Raw genomic sequence first — 14,196 nt, 5'->3', positions numbered from 1 at the left:
TTGTGCGTTGCTACGAACCGGACGCGTCCCGCGCCCCCCGCTCACCGGACTCCACCTGCCGCCACGTCGCCACCGGAGCCGCCCAGCCGTCCTCCTCGGGGGTCACCCAGAAGGCCCGCCCGAGCTCGGCGTCGTACTGCGCCCCGGCCCGTCCGTCGCCCGACGAGCGCCCCGTGAGCCGCCGGCCGATCCAGGGCAGCAGGTGCTGCCGGGCGAAGCGCGCGTCCGCCACCCGCCGGGCGGCCCAGCGCGCCGGGGCCGAGGCGGGCAGCGGGGCCCGCCAGTCGCTCTCCGGCGGCAGCCCCAGCGCCTGCCAGACCGCCTCGGCCACCCGGCGGTGCCCCTCGGCGGTCAGATGCAGCCGGTCCACGTCCCAGAGCCGCGGGTCGCCCAGCGCCGGGGCGCCGTACAGGTCGACCACCACCGCGTCGTGCCGCGCGGCCAGCTCGTCCACCAGCGCGAACAGCTCCTCCATGCGCGGCCGGAACCGCTCCATCACGGGGCCGTTGCGGCCGGGGCTGCGCATCAGCACCAGCTTCTCGCAGGACGGTGCCAGACGCTCCACCGCCTCTTCGAGGCGTCCGCGCACCATGCCCATGTCGCACTTGGGCCGCAGGGTGTCGTTGAGGCCGCCGACCAGCGTCACCACATCCGCCCGCATGGCCGCCGCCACGTCCACCTGCTCGTCCACGATCTGGCCGATGAGCTTCCCGCGGACCGCGAGATTGGCGTACCGGAAACCCGGCGTGCGGGCCGCGAGCCGGGAGGCGAGCACATCGGCCCAGCCCCGGTAAGAACCGTCGGGCAGCAGGTCCGACATGCCCTCGGTGAACGAGTCGCCGACCGCGACCAGACTGGTGTATGAGGCATTGATTTCCATGGCGCTGCGATCGTATCGCGGTGCCGTACGCCCCCGGCGGGCGAAGGGCGGCTCCGGACCGGGGCCCGGAACCGCCCTGGCTCAGCGGCTCTGCGGCCGTCCCACCAGCTCCCGGAGCACGTCCTCCATCGTCACCATGCCCGCGAGCCGGCCGTCCTCGTCCAGGACCGCCGCCAGGTGCGTCCGGCTGCGCCGCAGCGCGGTGAGCGCGTCGTCCAGCGGAGTCGCCGCCCGGACCCGGGCGATCGGCCGCATCGAGGAGACCGGGAACGGCATGTCGCGCGGGGTGACGTCCAGGGCGTCCTTCACATGGAGGTAGCCGAGGATGCGCCGCTCGGCGTCCATCACCGGGAAGCGCGAGAACCCCGTCTCGTACGACAGCCGCTCCAGCTCCTCCGGTGTCGCCCCGACCCGGATGTACATCACCCGGTCGACCGGCAGCACCACGTCCCGTACCGGCCGGCGGCCCAGCTCCAGCGCGTGGTGCAGGCGCTCGGCCGCCCGGTCGTCCACCAGCCCCGCGTCACCGGCGTCCTTCACCAGGCGAGCCAGCTCGTCGTCCGAGAACGTCGCCTCCACCTCGTTCTTCGTCTCCACCCGCAACAGCTTCAGCAGGGCGTTGGCGAAGGCGTTGATCGCGAAGATCACCGGGCGCAGCGCCCGGGCCAGCGTCACCAGCGGCGGGCCGAGCAGCAGCGCGGACCGCACCGGTTCGGCCAGCGCGATGTTCTTCGGGACCATCTCGCCCAGCAGCATGTGCAGATAGGTCGCCACCGTCAGCGCGATCACGAACGAGGCCGGGTGGACCAGGCCGTGCGGCACGCCCACCGCGTCGAAGACGGGTTCCAGCAGGTGCGCGATCGCGGGTTCGGCGACGATACCGAGCACCAGGGTGCACAGCGTGATGCCCAGCTGCGCCGCCGCGAGGAGCGCCGAGACGTGTTCGAGGCCCCAGATGACGCTGCGCGCCCGCCGGTTGCCCTGCTCGGCCTGCGGCTCGATCTGGCTGCGGCGCACCGAGATCAGGGCGAACTCCGCGCCGACGAAGAAGGCGTTCACGACCAGCGTCAGCAGACCGATGAAGAGCTGTACGGCGGTCATCGCTCGTCCTCCGACGGCAGGTGGGAACCGGTCAGCGGCGCGTGCAGCAGCGCCCGGGCGGCGCGGCGCCCGGAGGCGTCCACCACGTCCAGCCGCCAGCCGGCCAGCTCGATCGAGTCGCCCACGGCCGGGATGCGGCCGATCTCCGTGGCGATCAGGCCCGCCAGGGTCTCGTACGGGCCGTCCGGCACGCGCAGCCCGATCGTCTCCAGCTGGTCCGTGCGGGCGGCACCGTCCGCCGACCACAGGACGCGCCCGTCGGCGTCCTCGCCGGCCGGGGCGAGGTCCGGCGTCTCGTGCGGGTCGTGCTCGTCGCGCACCTCGCCGACGACCTCCTCCACGATGTCCTCCAGCGTCACGACGCCCGCCGTGCCGCCGTACTCGTCGATCACGACCGCCATGGCGAGCTTGCCGGACAGCCGGTCGAGCAGCCGGTCCACGGTCAGCGTCTCGGGCACGAGCACCGGCTCGCGCAGCATCTCGGACACCCGCTTGCGGGGCCGCTGCCCGGCCGGGACGGCCAGCACGTCCTTGATGTGGGCGACGCCGACGACGGTGTCGAGGCTGCCCCGGTAGACGGGGAAGCGGGAGAGGCCGGTGGCCCGGGTCGCGTTGGCGACGTCCTCGGCGGTCGCGCTGACCTCCAGGGCGGTGACCTGCACGCGCGGGGTCATCACGTTCTCGGCGGTGAGCTCCGGCAGGTTGAGGGTGCGGACGAACAGCTCGGCGGTGTCCGCCTCCAGCGCGCCCTCCTTGGCGGAGTGCCTGGCGAGCGCCATCAGCTCCTGCGGGCTGCGCGCGGACGCCAGCTCCTCGGCCGGTTCGAGCCCGAAGCGGCGCACGATCCGGTTGGCGGTGTTGTTGAGGTGGCTGATGAAGGGCCGGAAGACGGCGGTGAAGGCCCGCTGCGGGGTCGCGACCGTCTTCGCGACCGCGAGCGGTGAGGAGATGGCCCAGTTCTTCGGGACCAGCTCACCGACGACCATCAGGAACACCGTGGACAGCGCCGTACCGATGACGAGCGCCACGGACGAGGCCGCACCGGGCGAGAGGCCGACGGACTCCACCGGGCCCCGGATCAGCTTCGCGATCGACGGCTCGGAGAGCATGCCGACGACCAGGTTGGTGACGGTGATGCCGAGCTGCGCCCCGGACAGCTGGAAGGTGAGGCCGCGGACCGCCTTCATGGCGCTCGCGGCGCCGCGCTCGCCCTGCTCGACGGCCCGCTCCAGCTGACCGCGCTCCACCGTGGTCAAGGAGAACTCGGCCGCGACGAAGGCGCCGCAGGCGAGGGAGAGCAGTACCGCAACGAGCAGCAGAAGCACTTCGGTCATCGGTTCACCTCCGTCCCATGATCGGACAGGGACCGGCGGACCGCGCGGTGTCGGTGGCTTCTGATACTGGGAGGCTCGCCCATGGGCGGACGCTCACACCTTTCGTCGGAAGGGGCAGGACTGCCTCCCCATAGTAAAGGATAGGCAAAATGGCGGGTGTGGCCGGTCACCTGCCCCCTGTGCCCGGGCGGAGCGGCTTCACCCACCGCCGCCAGTGGTTCTCCCGCTGGTAGCCGGCCGCCCGCCAGGCGTGGTGGGCCCGCTCGTTCTCCTCCAGGACCATGGCGTCCACCCGCCGTCCGCCCAGCTCGGCGAAGCGCCGCTCGGCCGCCTCGAGCAGCGCGGTCGCGATGCCCTGCCGGCGGTGGTCCGGGTGGACGGCCAGCCGGTAGGCGGAGCACCGCCAGCCGTCGAAGCCCGCGATGACGGTCCCCACGAGCACGCCCTCGCGCTCCGCGAGGAGCAGCGCCCCCGGGTCCCGGCCGATGAGCCGGGCCACCCCCTCGTGGTCGTCGCTGATGCTGGTGCCCTCCGCCGCCGTCCGCCAGAACAGCAGCACGGGGTCGATGTCGGAGAGGGCGGCGGGGCGTATCGGGAGATCACTCATGGGGCGAGCACATCAGAGATCCGTTTCCCCGGACAATCGCTTTCCCTCCGTACGGGACGGCTCAGCGCAGTCGCGCGGGCAGCGACTCGACGCCGTACACGATCGACAGCTTGCGGAAGGAGAGGTCCTGCGGCGGGACGGCGAGCCGCATCGCGGGGAAGCGCCGGACCAGGGCCGGGAAGGCGGAGCGCAGTTCCATACGCGCGAGCTCCGCGCCGATGCAGCGGTGGATGCCGTACCCGAAGGCGAGATGCCCGGCCGGGGTGACCCGGTCCACGTCGAACCGCCCGTCGTCCGTGACGTACGCCGGGTCCCGGTTGGCGCCGCTCAGCGAGCAGAGCACCATGTCGCCGCGCGGGATCACCACCCCCGCGATCTCGATGTCCTCGCGGGCGAACCGGGGGAAGGCCATCTGCACGGCCGACAGATAGCGCAGCACCTCCTCCACGAAGGGCGCCGTCACACCGTCGTCCGCGCGCAGCCGGTCAGCCACCCCCGGGTTCCGCAGCAGAACGAGGGCGCCCAGCGCGATCGTGCTGGCGGTGGTCTCGAAGCCCCCGGTGAGCACCCCGTCCGCCAGGCCCGCCAGCTCCTCGTCGTCCACGCTGTCCCCGTGCTCCCGCACGATCATCCCGAGCAGGCCGTCGCCCGGCGCCCGCCGCTGGGCCCGCACGACGCCCCGGAAGTAGTCGAGCGACGCCGACATGGCCCCGAACGGCGCGGTGGTCCCCGCGAACAGGTCGAAGCGGTCCATGGCCAGCTTCTGGAAGTCGTCGCGGTCCTCGTAGGGCACCCCGAGCAGTTCGCAGATGGTCAGCGACGGCACGGGCAGCGCGAACGCGTGCACCAGGTCGACCGGCCCCGGCGCGGCCGCCATCGCGTCCAGGCGCTCCGCGACGATGGCGTCGATCCTGGGCGTGAGCCTGCGCAGCCGGCGCATCGTGAACTCCGGCGTCAGGATGCGGCGCAGCCGCGTGTGCACCGGCGGATCGCTGAACCCCAGGCCGCCGGGGCTGTGCTCGGCGGCTATGCCCGCGTTGCCCGCCAGATGGGCGAAGTCCGTGCTGAAGCCCTCGGCGGAGCCGAGCACGGCCTTCGCCTCCTCGTAGCCGGTCACCACCCAGGCGTCCATGCCGAACGGCAGCGCCACCCTGGCCACCGGTGCGCTCGCCCGGGTCTCGGTGAGCCGCCGGACCGGGTCGAGCCCCTCCCTGCGCAGCGGCATCAGCAGCTGTTCCGGGAGCAGTTTCATCGTGGTCGACCCGAATCCGTGCTTCTGGATCCTGGCCAGGTAGCCGCGCCCGAGCCGGGCCGTGATGCGGGAACGGAACGTCGTCGTACTCAATGTCACTCCATGAGTCGTCGCGAGAACTGGTCGGTTGGCGCGCTGCTTCGCCAGGACGTGGCCGACCGCGGTGACTTCGGCTACCTGAGCCCTGAGCAGGAATTATGACCAGGTGTTCGACCAATGGGGGGCCGGGGTACGGAATCCGTCCGGGACTGCCCGGTGAACGGACGTGCGGGCGCCCCTCGGACGCCCGCACACCGGGATCTCGTGTCTTCTCCTCGGTCTCGGCCCGGCGGCCGGCCGCTCAGCCCGGCAGCCGGTCGCCGCCCAGCGGCCCGGCCAGCCAACTCGCCGCCCGCGCCCGGAAATCGGCCGGTGCGAGCGACCCGGCGCCCTCCGGGACGACGCCCAGCAGCGGGGCCCCGGCGGCCACCGGGAGGTCCGTCACATTGCAGCGCGCCGCCAGATCGGGCGCGGCCGGCATGCTGCCGATGACCACCCCCGGGCAGTCGAGCCCCCGGGCCCGCAGCGCCTCCGCCGTCAGGGCGGTGGAGTTCAGCGTGCCCAGACCGGCCGGGGCGACCACCAGGACCGGGGCGGCGAGCAGCCGGGCCGCGTCCGCCAGGGTCGCGCCCTCGTCGTCGAACCGTACGAGCAGCCCGCCGGCGCCCTCGACCAGGACCAGGTCGTGGTCGGCGGCCAGCTTCCCGGCGGCCTCGGCGACCTCGTACGGACGCACCGGGTCCAGCCCGGCCCGGCGGGCGGCCGTGGCGGGTGCCAACGGCTCGGGGAAGCGGGCCAGTTCGACCGCCGTGACGTGGCCTCCCGCCAGTCGCGCCACCTCCGCCGCGTCACCGGGCTCGCCCGGCGCCAGACCGGTCTGGGCCGGTTTGAGCACGGCGACGCGGCGGTGCGCGGCAGCCGCCGCCACGGCCGCAGTCACGATCGACTTGCCGATCTCCGTACCGGTACCGGTCACCACCAGAACGTTCACGCCTCAGCCCTCCCGCGCCGCAGCGCACACCGCGCGGCAGATCCGTGCCACATCGTCGTCACCCGTCACATACGGCGGCATGGTGTAGACGAGGTCCCGGAACGGCCGCAGCCACACCCCCTCCCGCACCGCCGCCGAGGTCGCCGCGGCCATGTCCACCTCGTGGTCCAGCTGGACCACCCCGATGGCGCCGAGCACCCGCACATCGCGGACCCCGGGCAGCTCCCGCGCCGCCGCCAGGCCCTCGGCCAGACCGGCCTCGATCCGCTTGACCTCCTGCTGCCAGTCCTGGCCGAGCAGCAGGTCGATGGAGGCGCAGGCCACCGACGCGGCGAGCGGGTTGCCCATGAACGTCGGGCCGTGGGCGAGCACCGGCACCTCGCCGCGCGAGATGCCGTCCGCCACCTCGCTCGTGCACAGCGTCGCCGCCATCGTCAGATAGCCGCCGGTCAGCGCCTTGCCCACGCACATCACGTCGGGACAGACCCCCGCGTGCCCGGCGGCGAACAGCTTTCCGGTACGGCCGAAGCCCGTGGCGATCTCGTCGAACACGAGCAGCACGCCGTACGCGTCGCACGCCTCGCGCAGCACCCGCAGATAGCCGGGGGAGTGGAAGCGCATGCCGCCCGCGCCCTGCACCACCGGCTCCACGATCACCGCCGCCAGCTCGTCCGCGTGCCGCCCGATCAGCTCGCGCAGATGGGCCGCGTACGCCGGGTCCGGCTCGGAGCCGTAACCGGCGGGCGGTTCGTCCGCGAAGACCTGGCGGGGCAGGGCGCCGGACCACAGCTCGTGCATCCCGCCCTCGGGGTCGCACACGGACATCGGCTGCCAGGTGTCCCCGTGGTAGCCGCCGCGCCAGGTCAGCAGCCGCTTCTTGGCCGGCCGCCCGGCCGACCGCCAGTACTGGAGGCACATCTTCACGGCGACCTCCACCGACACGGAGCCCGAGTCGGCGAGGAAGACGTGGCGCAGCGGCTCCGGGGTGATCTCCACCAGCCGGGCCGCCAGCCGGACGGCGGGCTCGTGGGTGAGCCCGCCGAACATCACATGGCTCATCCGGTCCAGCTGGCCGCGCGCCGCCTCGTTCAGCACGGGGTGGTTGTAGCCGTGCACGGCCGACCACCACGAGGACATCCCGTCGACCAACTCCTCGTGGCCGTGGGCGGGTTCGGCGAGCCGCAGCCGGACCCCGGAGGCGGACTCCACGACCAGCGGTTCCTGCCGGCCCGGCATGGGGCCGTACGGATGCCAGACGTGCGCCCGGTCCAGCTCCCGGAGTGCGGCGGGGGAGAGCGGCTCAGGCATTGGGGGCGAGGTCCGTGCCCGCGCCACGGCGGCGGACCGCCACCAGATCCGTACGGGCGCCCGGCGTTCGCGGCACCTCGGCGGCGGCTACGGGCTCCGCCCCGGCGCCGTCCCCGCACGGCCCGCAGCCGCCGCCCGCGTGCGGTCCGCGGCCCCCGGCCTCGGAGGCACAGCCTCCGCCCGCGTGCGAACCGCAGCCGGCCGCCGCGTCCGCGCGGTGCCGGGGGAGCGTCGTCGTACCTGCGCCCTCGACCTCGAAACCGGCGTCCGCGATCATGTCCAGGTCCGCCTGTCCGGCCTGGCCCTCACTGGTCAGGTAGTCGCCCAGGAAGATGGAGTTGACCAGGTGCAGCGCGAGCGGCTGCATCGAGCGCAGATGGACCTCGCGCCCGCCCGCGAGCCGCACCTCCACGTCCGGGCAGACGAACCGCACCATCGCGAGGATGCGCAGACAGCGCTGCGGCGTGAGGTTCCACTCCTCGGCGAGCGGCGTCCCCTCGAACGGGATCAGGAAGTTGACCGGCACCGAGTCCGGGTCCAGCTCGCGCAGCGAGAAGACCACGTCGACCAGATCGGCGTCGCTCTCGCCCATGCCCGCGATCAGACCCGAGCACGCGGAGAGGCCGGCGGCCTGCGCCTGCCGCACCGTGTCCACGCGGTCGGCGTAGGTGTGGGTGGTCGTGATCTCCCCGTAGGTCCCCTCGGAGGTGTTGAGGTTGTGGTTGTACGCGTCGGCGCCGGCCGAACGCAGCCGGTCGGCCTGCCCGTCGGAGAGCAGACCGAGGCAGGCGCACACCTCGACGTCCTCGTGCTGCTCCTTGATGGCCTCGATGGTCTGCGAGACCCGGTCGACGTCCCGGTCCGTCGGCCCCCGGCCGCTGGCCACCAGGCAGACGCGCTTGGCGCCGCCGGCCACCCCGGCCGCCGCCGCCTTCGACGCCTCCTCCGGCTTCAGCCAGGTGTACTTGAGGATCTCGGCCTTGGAGCCGAGCCGTTGCGAGCAGTACGAGCAGTCCTCGGGGCAGAGCCCGGACTTCAGATTGACCAGATAGTTCAGTTTCACCCGCCGCCCGAACCACTGACGGCGCACCTTGCCGGCCGCGGCCACCACGTCGAGCAGTTCGTCGTCCGGGGTCGCCAGTACGGCGAGCGCTTCTTCACGGGTCGGCAGCTCGCGCCGCAGCCCCTTGTCCACCAGCGTGTTCAGGAGGTCCATGGCGATGATCCTGACGCACCGCACCGCCCGGAGCCAAGGAGGAACCGGACAACAGAGCTGACGCGGGGTGTGTGTATCGCCACACCGTGTCCCGGCATGAGCCCGGTTAGGGTCTGTGAGCTGCCTACAAAAGGGACCGCCCATGCCCGTCACCCCGTTCGACTGGATCGACGACGAGGCGCGCCGGCGCGCGGACGCGGGGCTCGTCCGCCGGCTGCGGCCCCGCGAGGCCGACGCCGAGCTCCTGGACCTGGCGAGCAACGACTACCTCGGCCTCACCCGGCACCCGGAGGTGACCTCCGCGGCGGCGGACGCGGCGCGCCGCTGGGGCGGCGGGGCGACCGGCTCCCGCCTGGTCACCGGCTCGACCGCGCTGCACGCCGAGCTGGAACGCGAACTCGCCGCGTTCTGCGGCTTCGAGGCCGCTCTCGTCCTCTCCTCCGGCTACGCCGCCAACCTCGCGGCCCTCACCGCGCTCACCGGACGCGGCGCCCTCATCGCGTCGGACGCGGGCAACCACGCCTCCATCGTGGACGGCTGCCGGCTCTCCCGGGCCGAGACCGCCGTCGTCCCGCACGCCGACCCGGAGGCCGTCCGCAAGTCGCTGCGCGGGCACCGGGGCCGCAAGCTGGCCGTCACCGACTCGGTGTTCTCCGTGGACGGGGACGCAGCGCCGCTGGCCGCGCTGGCCGCCGTCTGCCGGGCGGAGGGCGCCGCGCTGCTGGTGGACGACGCGCACGGACTCGGGGTGCTCGGGGAGGGCGGACGGGGGGCGCCGGCCGCGGCGGGGCTCGCGGGCGACGCGGACGTCGTCGCCACGCTCACCCTGTCCAAGTCCCTGGGCAGCCAGGGCGGTGCGGTCCTCGGGCCGGCCCGGGTCGTCGACCACCTGGTCAACACCGCCCGGACGTTCATCTTCGACACCGGACTCGCCCCGGCCGCCGTGGGCGCCGCCCTGGGCGGACTGCGGCTGCTGCGCCGCGAACCGGAGCGCGCGCTCAGGGCGCGTACGGTCGCCGACACGCTGTACGAGGGGCTGGCGGCGGCCGGGCTGAGCGCGGTGCGGCCGGACGCGGCGGTCGTCTCGGTCCGGGCGCCCTCGGCCGACGCCGCCGTGCGCTGGGCCGCCGACTGCCGGACGGCCGGGACGGCGGTGGGCTGCTTCCGGCCGCCGTCCGTCCCCGACGGTGTCTCGCGGCTCCGGCTGACCGCCCGCGCGGACCTGACGGACGAGCAGATCGCGCGGGCGGTGGAGACGGTGCGGCGTACCGCGCCTCGGCGCTGAGGCGCGGTATGCCTCAGCGTTTCAGACCGGAGACGAAGGACGTCCAGGCCGTGGCGGAGAACTCCAGGGGCGCCCTGGCCGCGTCCTTCGAGTCGCGGACGGCCAGCAGCCGCCCGCTCCCGGACGGCGCGGTCTCCACGCAGTTGTTCATTCCCGTGCTGTAGCTGCTGCTTCGCCAGCGTAACGCGGGCCGGGCAGGCTGATCGGACATGGCGCTTCCTCCGGGCGGTGGGGGGTCACCGGTCGCCGCGGTCGATCGCGGCGATCAGATCCAGCGTGTGCTCCGGCGACAGCGCGTGCGACTGAAGGGTCTCGAAGGCCGAGCTGTACGCCGCGAGGTCTTCTTCCCGTTCCAAATAGAGGCTACTCGTCAAATGGTCAAGAACGACCACGTCAAGGTCGGAAGCGGTCGGAAAGGAGAAGATTACGAAAGGACTGGTGAGGCTCACATAGCCGCCGACCGAGAACGGAAGCAACTGGAGTCGCACATGGGGAAGTTGTGCCACCCGGGCGAGATGGCGCAGCTGCTCCCGCATCACTCTTCGGCCACCGACCTCCCGGCGCAGCACCGCCTCGTCCAGGACCGCGCTCAGCCGCAGCGGAGGATCGCTCCGCAGCACCCCCTGCCGGGTCAGCCGCACCTCCACCAGCGAGTCCAGCTGACCGGACGGCAGCCCGTCCAGGGAGGCCCGGGTCACCGCGCGGGCGTAATCGGCCGTCTGCAGCAGACCCGGAACCACCGAGGTCTCCAGCGTGCGGGCGGTGCGCGCCTGCGACTCCAGGCTGATGAAGTCACGGTACTGGGGCGGGATGAGCCCCCGGTACGCGTGCCACCAGCCGGCGCCGCCCCCGCCCGCCGCCCCGGCGAGCGCGCCGAGGACCTCGCGGAGCTTCGGATCGTCCATGCCGTACGCGTCGAGGAGCCGGTTCACGTCATCCGGCCGCACCCCGCTCACACCTGTCTCGATCCGGCTCACCTTCGACTGGTGCCAGCCGAGCAGCACCGCTGCCTCCCGGCTCGTGAGACCCGACGCGTGACGCAGGCGCCGCAGCTCCTCTCCCAGTTTGCGGCGCCGTACCGCAGGGCCGTGCTGCATCCGATGGCTCCCTCCCGCTGCCCGACGAGCAGACAGTCTGACGCCGGAGCGGGCCCGGGCGGGGAGAGTTCACCGGTTTGAGCGACAGATATATGCACATCTTGGTGGATCGCCGCCACGGAGGGCAGCATCGGTGGCAATCTGGCGCGAAGCACAACCGGACCGCTCGCCGGGCCGGTGACGGGTGGGAAAGGGACGGCTCGCCATGGCAGACCATCAGGAAGCACGTGTCACCCTGCCGAGCGAGCCGGTCTCGGTCTCCACGGCCCGGAGGTTCGTCGCCCGGGTGCTCACGGAATGGGGCCTGCCCGAGGACGCGGAGGCGGCCGACACCGTCCGCCTCATCCTCTCGGAGCTGGCCACCAACGCCGTGCTGCACACCTTCGGGCAGTCACCCACCTTCACCGTCGAGGTGCGGCTGGAGCGCGACGAGGAGCTGCGCGTCGGTGTGACGGACAGCCATCCGCGCCGGCCCCGGCGGCTGCCCGCCGCGGTCCAGCAGGACAACGGCCGGGGCATGGTCATCATCCGCTCGCTCGCCAAGGAGCAGGGCGGCCGGCTGACCGTCACCCCCACCGCCGACGGCGGCAAGACCGTCTGGGTGGCGCTCCCGTGGCAGGTCCCCTTCCGGCCCTGACGGGCCCGGGTCAGGCGACCCTGCCGTAGTAGACGCTCCTGGTCCAGATCTTCTCCAGGCGGACCACGGCGCCGGTCTTCGGCGAGTGCCAGATCTTCCCGCCGCCGGCGTAGATGCCCACGTGGTAGACGCTGCGCCCGGAATGGAAGAAGACCAGGTCACCTCGTTGGCGCTGGGACGCCGAGATGTGCCTGGTCCGGTTGTACTGCTGCTGGGCCGTCCGGGGGAGCGCCCTGCCGGCCTTCTTGAACGAGTAGAGCGTCAGCCCCGAACAGTCGAAGCTGCTGGGCCCGGTGGCGCCCCAGCGGTAGGGCGCCCCCTTCTTCGACGCCGCGATCTTCAGGGCCTTCATCGCGTGGCCGGCCGCCTGCGCCTCGGGGGCGGCTCCCGGCACGCACAGCGTGCCGCCGACGGCGGCGAGAGTCATGACCGAGGCCGTGGTGGCCCGGGCGAGCAGAGACGGGACATGAACCTGCGCACTCATGCGCAACCCTTCGTCAGCCGCCTGTGAAGGATGACCTGTCGGGTTCGGGCTGGCGAAGTTGCCCGGCCGCGCGCGGCGGCTTCACCCCGAGGGACAACCGGAGGTCCGGCGGTCCCGTAGTGCTCGGGTCCTCCACTCCTGCCGATCCACTCCTGTCGACCAGTCATCCGCGCGGCGGCAGGACTCGGCGTCCGCCCGGACCGCCCCGCCGCGGTGGCGGGGGCTTGTCGTCCCACGGATCTTGACTCACCTCGTGCCGGATTTCCGAGCCGGAACAGCCATCGGTGAATTCGGCCGCGGATGGCCCGTTCAGGTGGACCGGCACCCGTACGGCGGTCCGCCCGCCGTCGCCGGCCACGGCCGTACCAGCGGTGTCGCGAAGGAATCCGCCCCCCGTGCATCGGGAAAAGGCAAATCGGTCCCTCGCTCGTGAGAGGGAACGCCTACGCCGAACGAGCGAGCAATTTCCGCGCGCTCCTCGGGCGTGTCGGTGACCTACGGTGTCTCAGCCCGGCGGAGCCGGCGGCAGGGCGACCCGGGCCGCCCGCCGCTCGCCGTCCAGCGCCCGCAGCGCGCGGGTCAACGTGGCGCTGTGGACACGCGTTTCGCCGCGCCGGTGCATCAGCGCGAGGGCGTCCCGCAGCTCCGCCGCGTACGAGGCGAGCGCCTGAGCCGCGCGCAGGGCCGTATAGGTGTCGTCGCCGTGCGCCGGGTTGATCCGGCCCACCTGGTCGACCACCCGCAGATAGCGGTCGACGAACTCGGCCTCCGCCCGGGTCAGGGCGGGCAGTGGCGAGAACTCCGGTGGCTGCACAGCCGGTTCACCACCCGGACCGCGGCGGCACCGGGACGCGGCTGCGCACGATGTGGTCCACCAGCCCGTACGCCAGGGCCCCCGCCGCGTCGAGGACGAGGTCGCGCTCGGTGTCCTCGGTGACCTGCTGGACCGAACGCCCCGTGTGCCGGGCCAGCATGCCGGTCATGGTCCCGCGCATCCGGGCCAGTTCCCGCGCCTCGATCTCCAGGTCGGAGGGCTGCCCCTGGACCGGCTCGTCCAGTGCGGGCTGGCTCACGACCACCTTCGCGCCGGGCAGCATGTGCCGCCGGCCGGGGGCGCCCGCGGCGAGCAGCACCGCCGCCCCGGCCCCCGCCCGGCCCAGGCAGTAGGTCTCCACCTCGCAGCTGAGGAAGTGCATCGTGTCGTACAGGGTCGTCATCGCGCCGAACGAGCCGCCCGGCGAGTTGATGTACAGCGAGACGGGCCGGTCCGGCGCGTCGTGCTCCAAGTACATCAACTGGGCGACCAGGTCGTTGGCCGCCGTCTCGTCGAGGTCGGTGCCGAGGAACACGACGCGCTCGGCGAGCAGCTTGGAGTACGGGTCGAGGGTCCGGGACCCCTGGGAGGTCCGTTCGGTGAACTCGGGCAGGACGTGACGGGCGACGGGACGGTACACGGCTGTGCCTCTCCTCCGGTCGCGCGGGCGCCGCGGGGCCCCCGCCCACGCTTCCGTAAAAAATGTACAGGACGTACAGAAGGTTATGATGGGAGCATGGCTTACGAGATTCCGGTGACGCAAGCCCGGGCTGAACTCGCCGAACTGATCAACCGAGTCGTCTACGGCGGCGAGCGCGTGGTCGTCACGCGGCACGGCAAACCGCTCGTCGCCCTCGTATCGGCCGCTGACCTCGAACGAATCGAGAAGGCGGAGGCGGCGGAGCAGGAGCACGTGATCAGCTCGGTCTCCCCGATCGGCTCCGCCCCGTCCGCTGCCGGCGAACGGCAGCGCTTCGGCATCGCGGCCGAGCACCGGGGCCACCACGGCCGGGACGACTGACCCGTACACAGGAGTGGGGCCCCCCCCCCCCCGGCGGGGGGGGCGCGCCGGGGGCGCCCCCCCGGCCGCCCCCCCCGGGCGGCCGCCCCCCCGGCGCCCGCGCCCCGGGGGGGGCCGCCCCGCCCCCCCC

General features: G+C 73.1%; 16 protein-coding genes and 1 riboswitch. Of the genes, 3 read left to right on the top strand and 13 right to left on the bottom strand.

Annotated features, from left to right (window positions below):
• Window positions 1-10 precede the first annotated feature (10 nt).
• From FKN01_RS17805 to bioB, 8 genes are all read right to left on the bottom strand, one after another.
• Complete coding sequence (locus FKN01_RS17805; protein WP_143621733.1) at window positions 11-880, bottom strand: SGNH/GDSL hydrolase family protein; 870 nt, start codon at window positions 878-880, stop codon at window positions 11-13.
• Window positions 881-961: 81 nt separating this feature from the next.
• Window positions 962-1,981, bottom strand: a complete 1,020-nt coding sequence (locus FKN01_RS17800; RefSeq protein ID WP_143621729.1) for a hemolysin family protein — start codon at window positions 1,979-1,981, stop codon at window positions 962-964.
• Window positions 1,978-3,315 carry a hemolysin family protein gene (locus FKN01_RS17795; protein WP_143621726.1) on the bottom strand — a complete coding sequence of 446 codons (1,338 nt, stop codon included), beginning with the start codon at window positions 3,313-3,315 and terminating at the stop codon, window positions 1,978-1,980. The genes FKN01_RS17800 and FKN01_RS17795 overlap by 4 nt, the downstream gene beginning before the upstream one ends.
• Before the next feature lie 166 nt (window positions 3,316-3,481).
• Entirely contained in the window at window positions 3,482-3,922 is a 441-nt protein-coding gene (locus FKN01_RS17790; protein WP_143621723.1) for a GNAT family N-acetyltransferase, read from the bottom strand.
• 61 nt (window positions 3,923-3,983) lie between these two features.
• Complete coding sequence (locus FKN01_RS17785; protein WP_143621720.1) at window positions 3,984-5,267, bottom strand: cytochrome P450; 1,284 nt, start codon at window positions 5,265-5,267, stop codon at window positions 3,984-3,986.
• A 247-nt stretch (window positions 5,268-5,514) separates the two neighbouring features.
• Complete coding sequence (gene bioD, locus FKN01_RS17780; RefSeq protein WP_143621718.1) at window positions 5,515-6,204, bottom strand: dethiobiotin synthase; 690 nt, start codon at window positions 6,202-6,204, stop codon at window positions 5,515-5,517.
• A gap of 3 nt (window positions 6,205-6,207) precedes the next feature.
• A complete protein-coding gene (locus FKN01_RS17775) occupies window positions 6,208-7,512 on the bottom strand; it encodes an adenosylmethionine--8-amino-7-oxononanoate transaminase (RefSeq protein WP_143621715.1) in 1,305 nt (434 codons plus the stop codon).
• Window positions 7,505-8,728: a biotin synthase BioB gene (bioB, locus tag FKN01_RS17770; protein WP_143621712.1), complete on the bottom strand. Its 1,224-nt coding sequence runs from the start codon at window positions 8,726-8,728 to the stop codon at window positions 7,505-7,507. Before bioB ends, FKN01_RS17775 begins: the two co-directional genes overlap by 8 nt.
• A 142-nt stretch (window positions 8,729-8,870) precedes the next feature.
• Here bioB and FKN01_RS17765 point away from each other — a divergent pair, with 142 nt between their 5' ends.
• On the top strand, window positions 8,871-10,013 hold the full coding sequence (locus FKN01_RS17765) for an 8-amino-7-oxononanoate synthase (RefSeq protein WP_143621709.1): 1,143 nt from the start codon (window positions 8,871-8,873) through the stop codon (window positions 10,011-10,013).
• A gap of 13 nt (window positions 10,014-10,026) precedes the next feature.
• On the opposite strand, the gene FKN01_RS17760 is transcribed toward FKN01_RS17765, so the two are convergent.
• Together FKN01_RS17760 and FKN01_RS17755 are read right to left on the bottom strand one after the other, a co-directional pair.
• On the bottom strand, window positions 10,027-10,224 hold the full coding sequence (locus FKN01_RS17760; RefSeq protein WP_143621706.1) for a DUF397 domain-containing protein: 198 nt from the start codon (window positions 10,222-10,224) through the stop codon (window positions 10,027-10,029).
• Window positions 10,225-10,249: 25 nt separating this feature from the next.
• On the bottom strand, window positions 10,250-11,110 hold the full coding sequence (locus FKN01_RS17755; protein WP_143621704.1) for a helix-turn-helix transcriptional regulator: 861 nt from the start codon (window positions 11,108-11,110) through the stop codon (window positions 10,250-10,252).
• 205 nt (window positions 11,111-11,315) lie between these two features.
• Between FKN01_RS17755 and FKN01_RS17750 the strand changes: the two genes are divergently transcribed.
• Window positions 11,316-11,747, top strand: a complete 432-nt coding sequence (locus FKN01_RS17750; protein ID WP_143621701.1) for an ATP-binding protein — start codon at window positions 11,316-11,318, stop codon at window positions 11,745-11,747.
• A gap of 10 nt (window positions 11,748-11,757) precedes the next feature.
• Here the strand turns inward: FKN01_RS17750 and FKN01_RS17745 are convergent, their stop codons facing one another.
• From FKN01_RS17745 to FKN01_RS17735, 3 genes are all read right to left on the bottom strand, one after another.
• Window positions 11,758-12,231: a C40 family peptidase gene (locus FKN01_RS17745; RefSeq protein ID WP_143621698.1), complete on the bottom strand. Its 474-nt coding sequence runs from the start codon at window positions 12,229-12,231 to the stop codon at window positions 11,758-11,760.
• 3 nt (window positions 12,232-12,234) lie between these two features.
• A riboswitch (cyclic di-AMP (ydaO/yuaA leader) is annotated at window positions 12,235-12,431 on the bottom strand.
• Between the two features lie 305 nt (window positions 12,432-12,736).
• Window positions 12,737-13,045, bottom strand: a complete 309-nt coding sequence (locus FKN01_RS17740) for a hypothetical protein (RefSeq protein WP_143621695.1) — start codon at window positions 13,043-13,045, stop codon at window positions 12,737-12,739.
• A gap of 7 nt (window positions 13,046-13,052) precedes the next feature.
• The gene (locus FKN01_RS17735; protein WP_143621693.1) at window positions 13,053-13,685 is read right to left on the bottom strand and encodes an ATP-dependent Clp protease proteolytic subunit; all 633 of its coding nucleotides are present in this window, start codon (window positions 13,683-13,685) and stop codon (window positions 13,053-13,055) included.
• 96 nt (window positions 13,686-13,781) lie between these two features.
• Between FKN01_RS17735 and FKN01_RS17730 the strand changes: the two genes are divergently transcribed.
• A complete protein-coding gene (locus tag FKN01_RS17730; RefSeq protein WP_143621690.1) occupies window positions 13,782-14,066 on the top strand; it encodes a type II toxin-antitoxin system Phd/YefM family antitoxin in 285 nt (94 codons plus the stop codon).
• Window positions 14,067-14,196 lie beyond the last annotated feature (130 nt).

The organism is Streptomyces sp. 130 (genome assembly GCF_007096885.1).
Lineage (GTDB): Bacteria > Actinomycetota > Actinomycetes > Streptomycetales > Streptomycetaceae > Streptomyces.
This window is presented reverse-complemented; position numbering and strand designations above follow the sequence as displayed.

Excerpts from the sequence above, each read along its gene's own strand:
- FKN01_RS17805 (WP_143621733.1), bottom strand. The coding sequence starts at position 880 with ATGGAAATCAATGCCTCATACACCAGTCTGGTCGCGGTCGGCGACTCG.
- FKN01_RS17800 (WP_143621729.1), bottom strand. The coding sequence starts at position 1,981 with ATGACCGCCGTACAGCTCTTCATCGGTCTGCTGACGCTGGTCGTGAAC.
- FKN01_RS17795 (WP_143621726.1), bottom strand. The coding sequence starts at position 3,315 with ATGACCGAAGTGCTTCTGCTGCTCGTTGCGGTACTGCTCTCCCTCGCC.
- FKN01_RS17790 (WP_143621723.1), bottom strand. The coding sequence starts at position 3,922 with ATGAGTGATCTCCCGATACGCCCCGCCGCCCTCTCCGACATCGACCCC.
- FKN01_RS17775 (WP_143621715.1), bottom strand. The coding sequence starts at position 7,512 with ATGCCTGAGCCGCTCTCCCCCGCCGCACTCCGGGAGCTGGACCGGGCG.
- bioB (WP_143621712.1), bottom strand. The coding sequence starts at position 8,728 with ATGGACCTCCTGAACACGCTGGTGGACAAGGGGCTGCGGCGCGAGCTG.
- FKN01_RS17765 (WP_143621709.1), top strand. The coding sequence starts at position 8,871 with ATGCCCGTCACCCCGTTCGACTGGATCGACGACGAGGCGCGCCGGCGC.
- FKN01_RS17760 (WP_143621706.1), bottom strand. The coding sequence starts at position 10,224 with ATGTCCGATCAGCCTGCCCGGCCCGCGTTACGCTGGCGAAGCAGCAGC.
- FKN01_RS17755 (WP_143621704.1), bottom strand. The coding sequence starts at position 11,110 with ATGCAGCACGGCCCTGCGGTACGGCGCCGCAAACTGGGAGAGGAGCTG.
- FKN01_RS17750 (WP_143621701.1), top strand. The coding sequence starts at position 11,316 with ATGGCAGACCATCAGGAAGCACGTGTCACCCTGCCGAGCGAGCCGGTC.
- FKN01_RS17745 (WP_143621698.1), bottom strand. The coding sequence starts at position 12,231 with ATGAGTGCGCAGGTTCATGTCCCGTCTCTGCTCGCCCGGGCCACCACG.
- FKN01_RS17730 (WP_143621690.1), top strand. The coding sequence starts at position 13,782 with ATGGCTTACGAGATTCCGGTGACGCAAGCCCGGGCTGAACTCGCCGAA.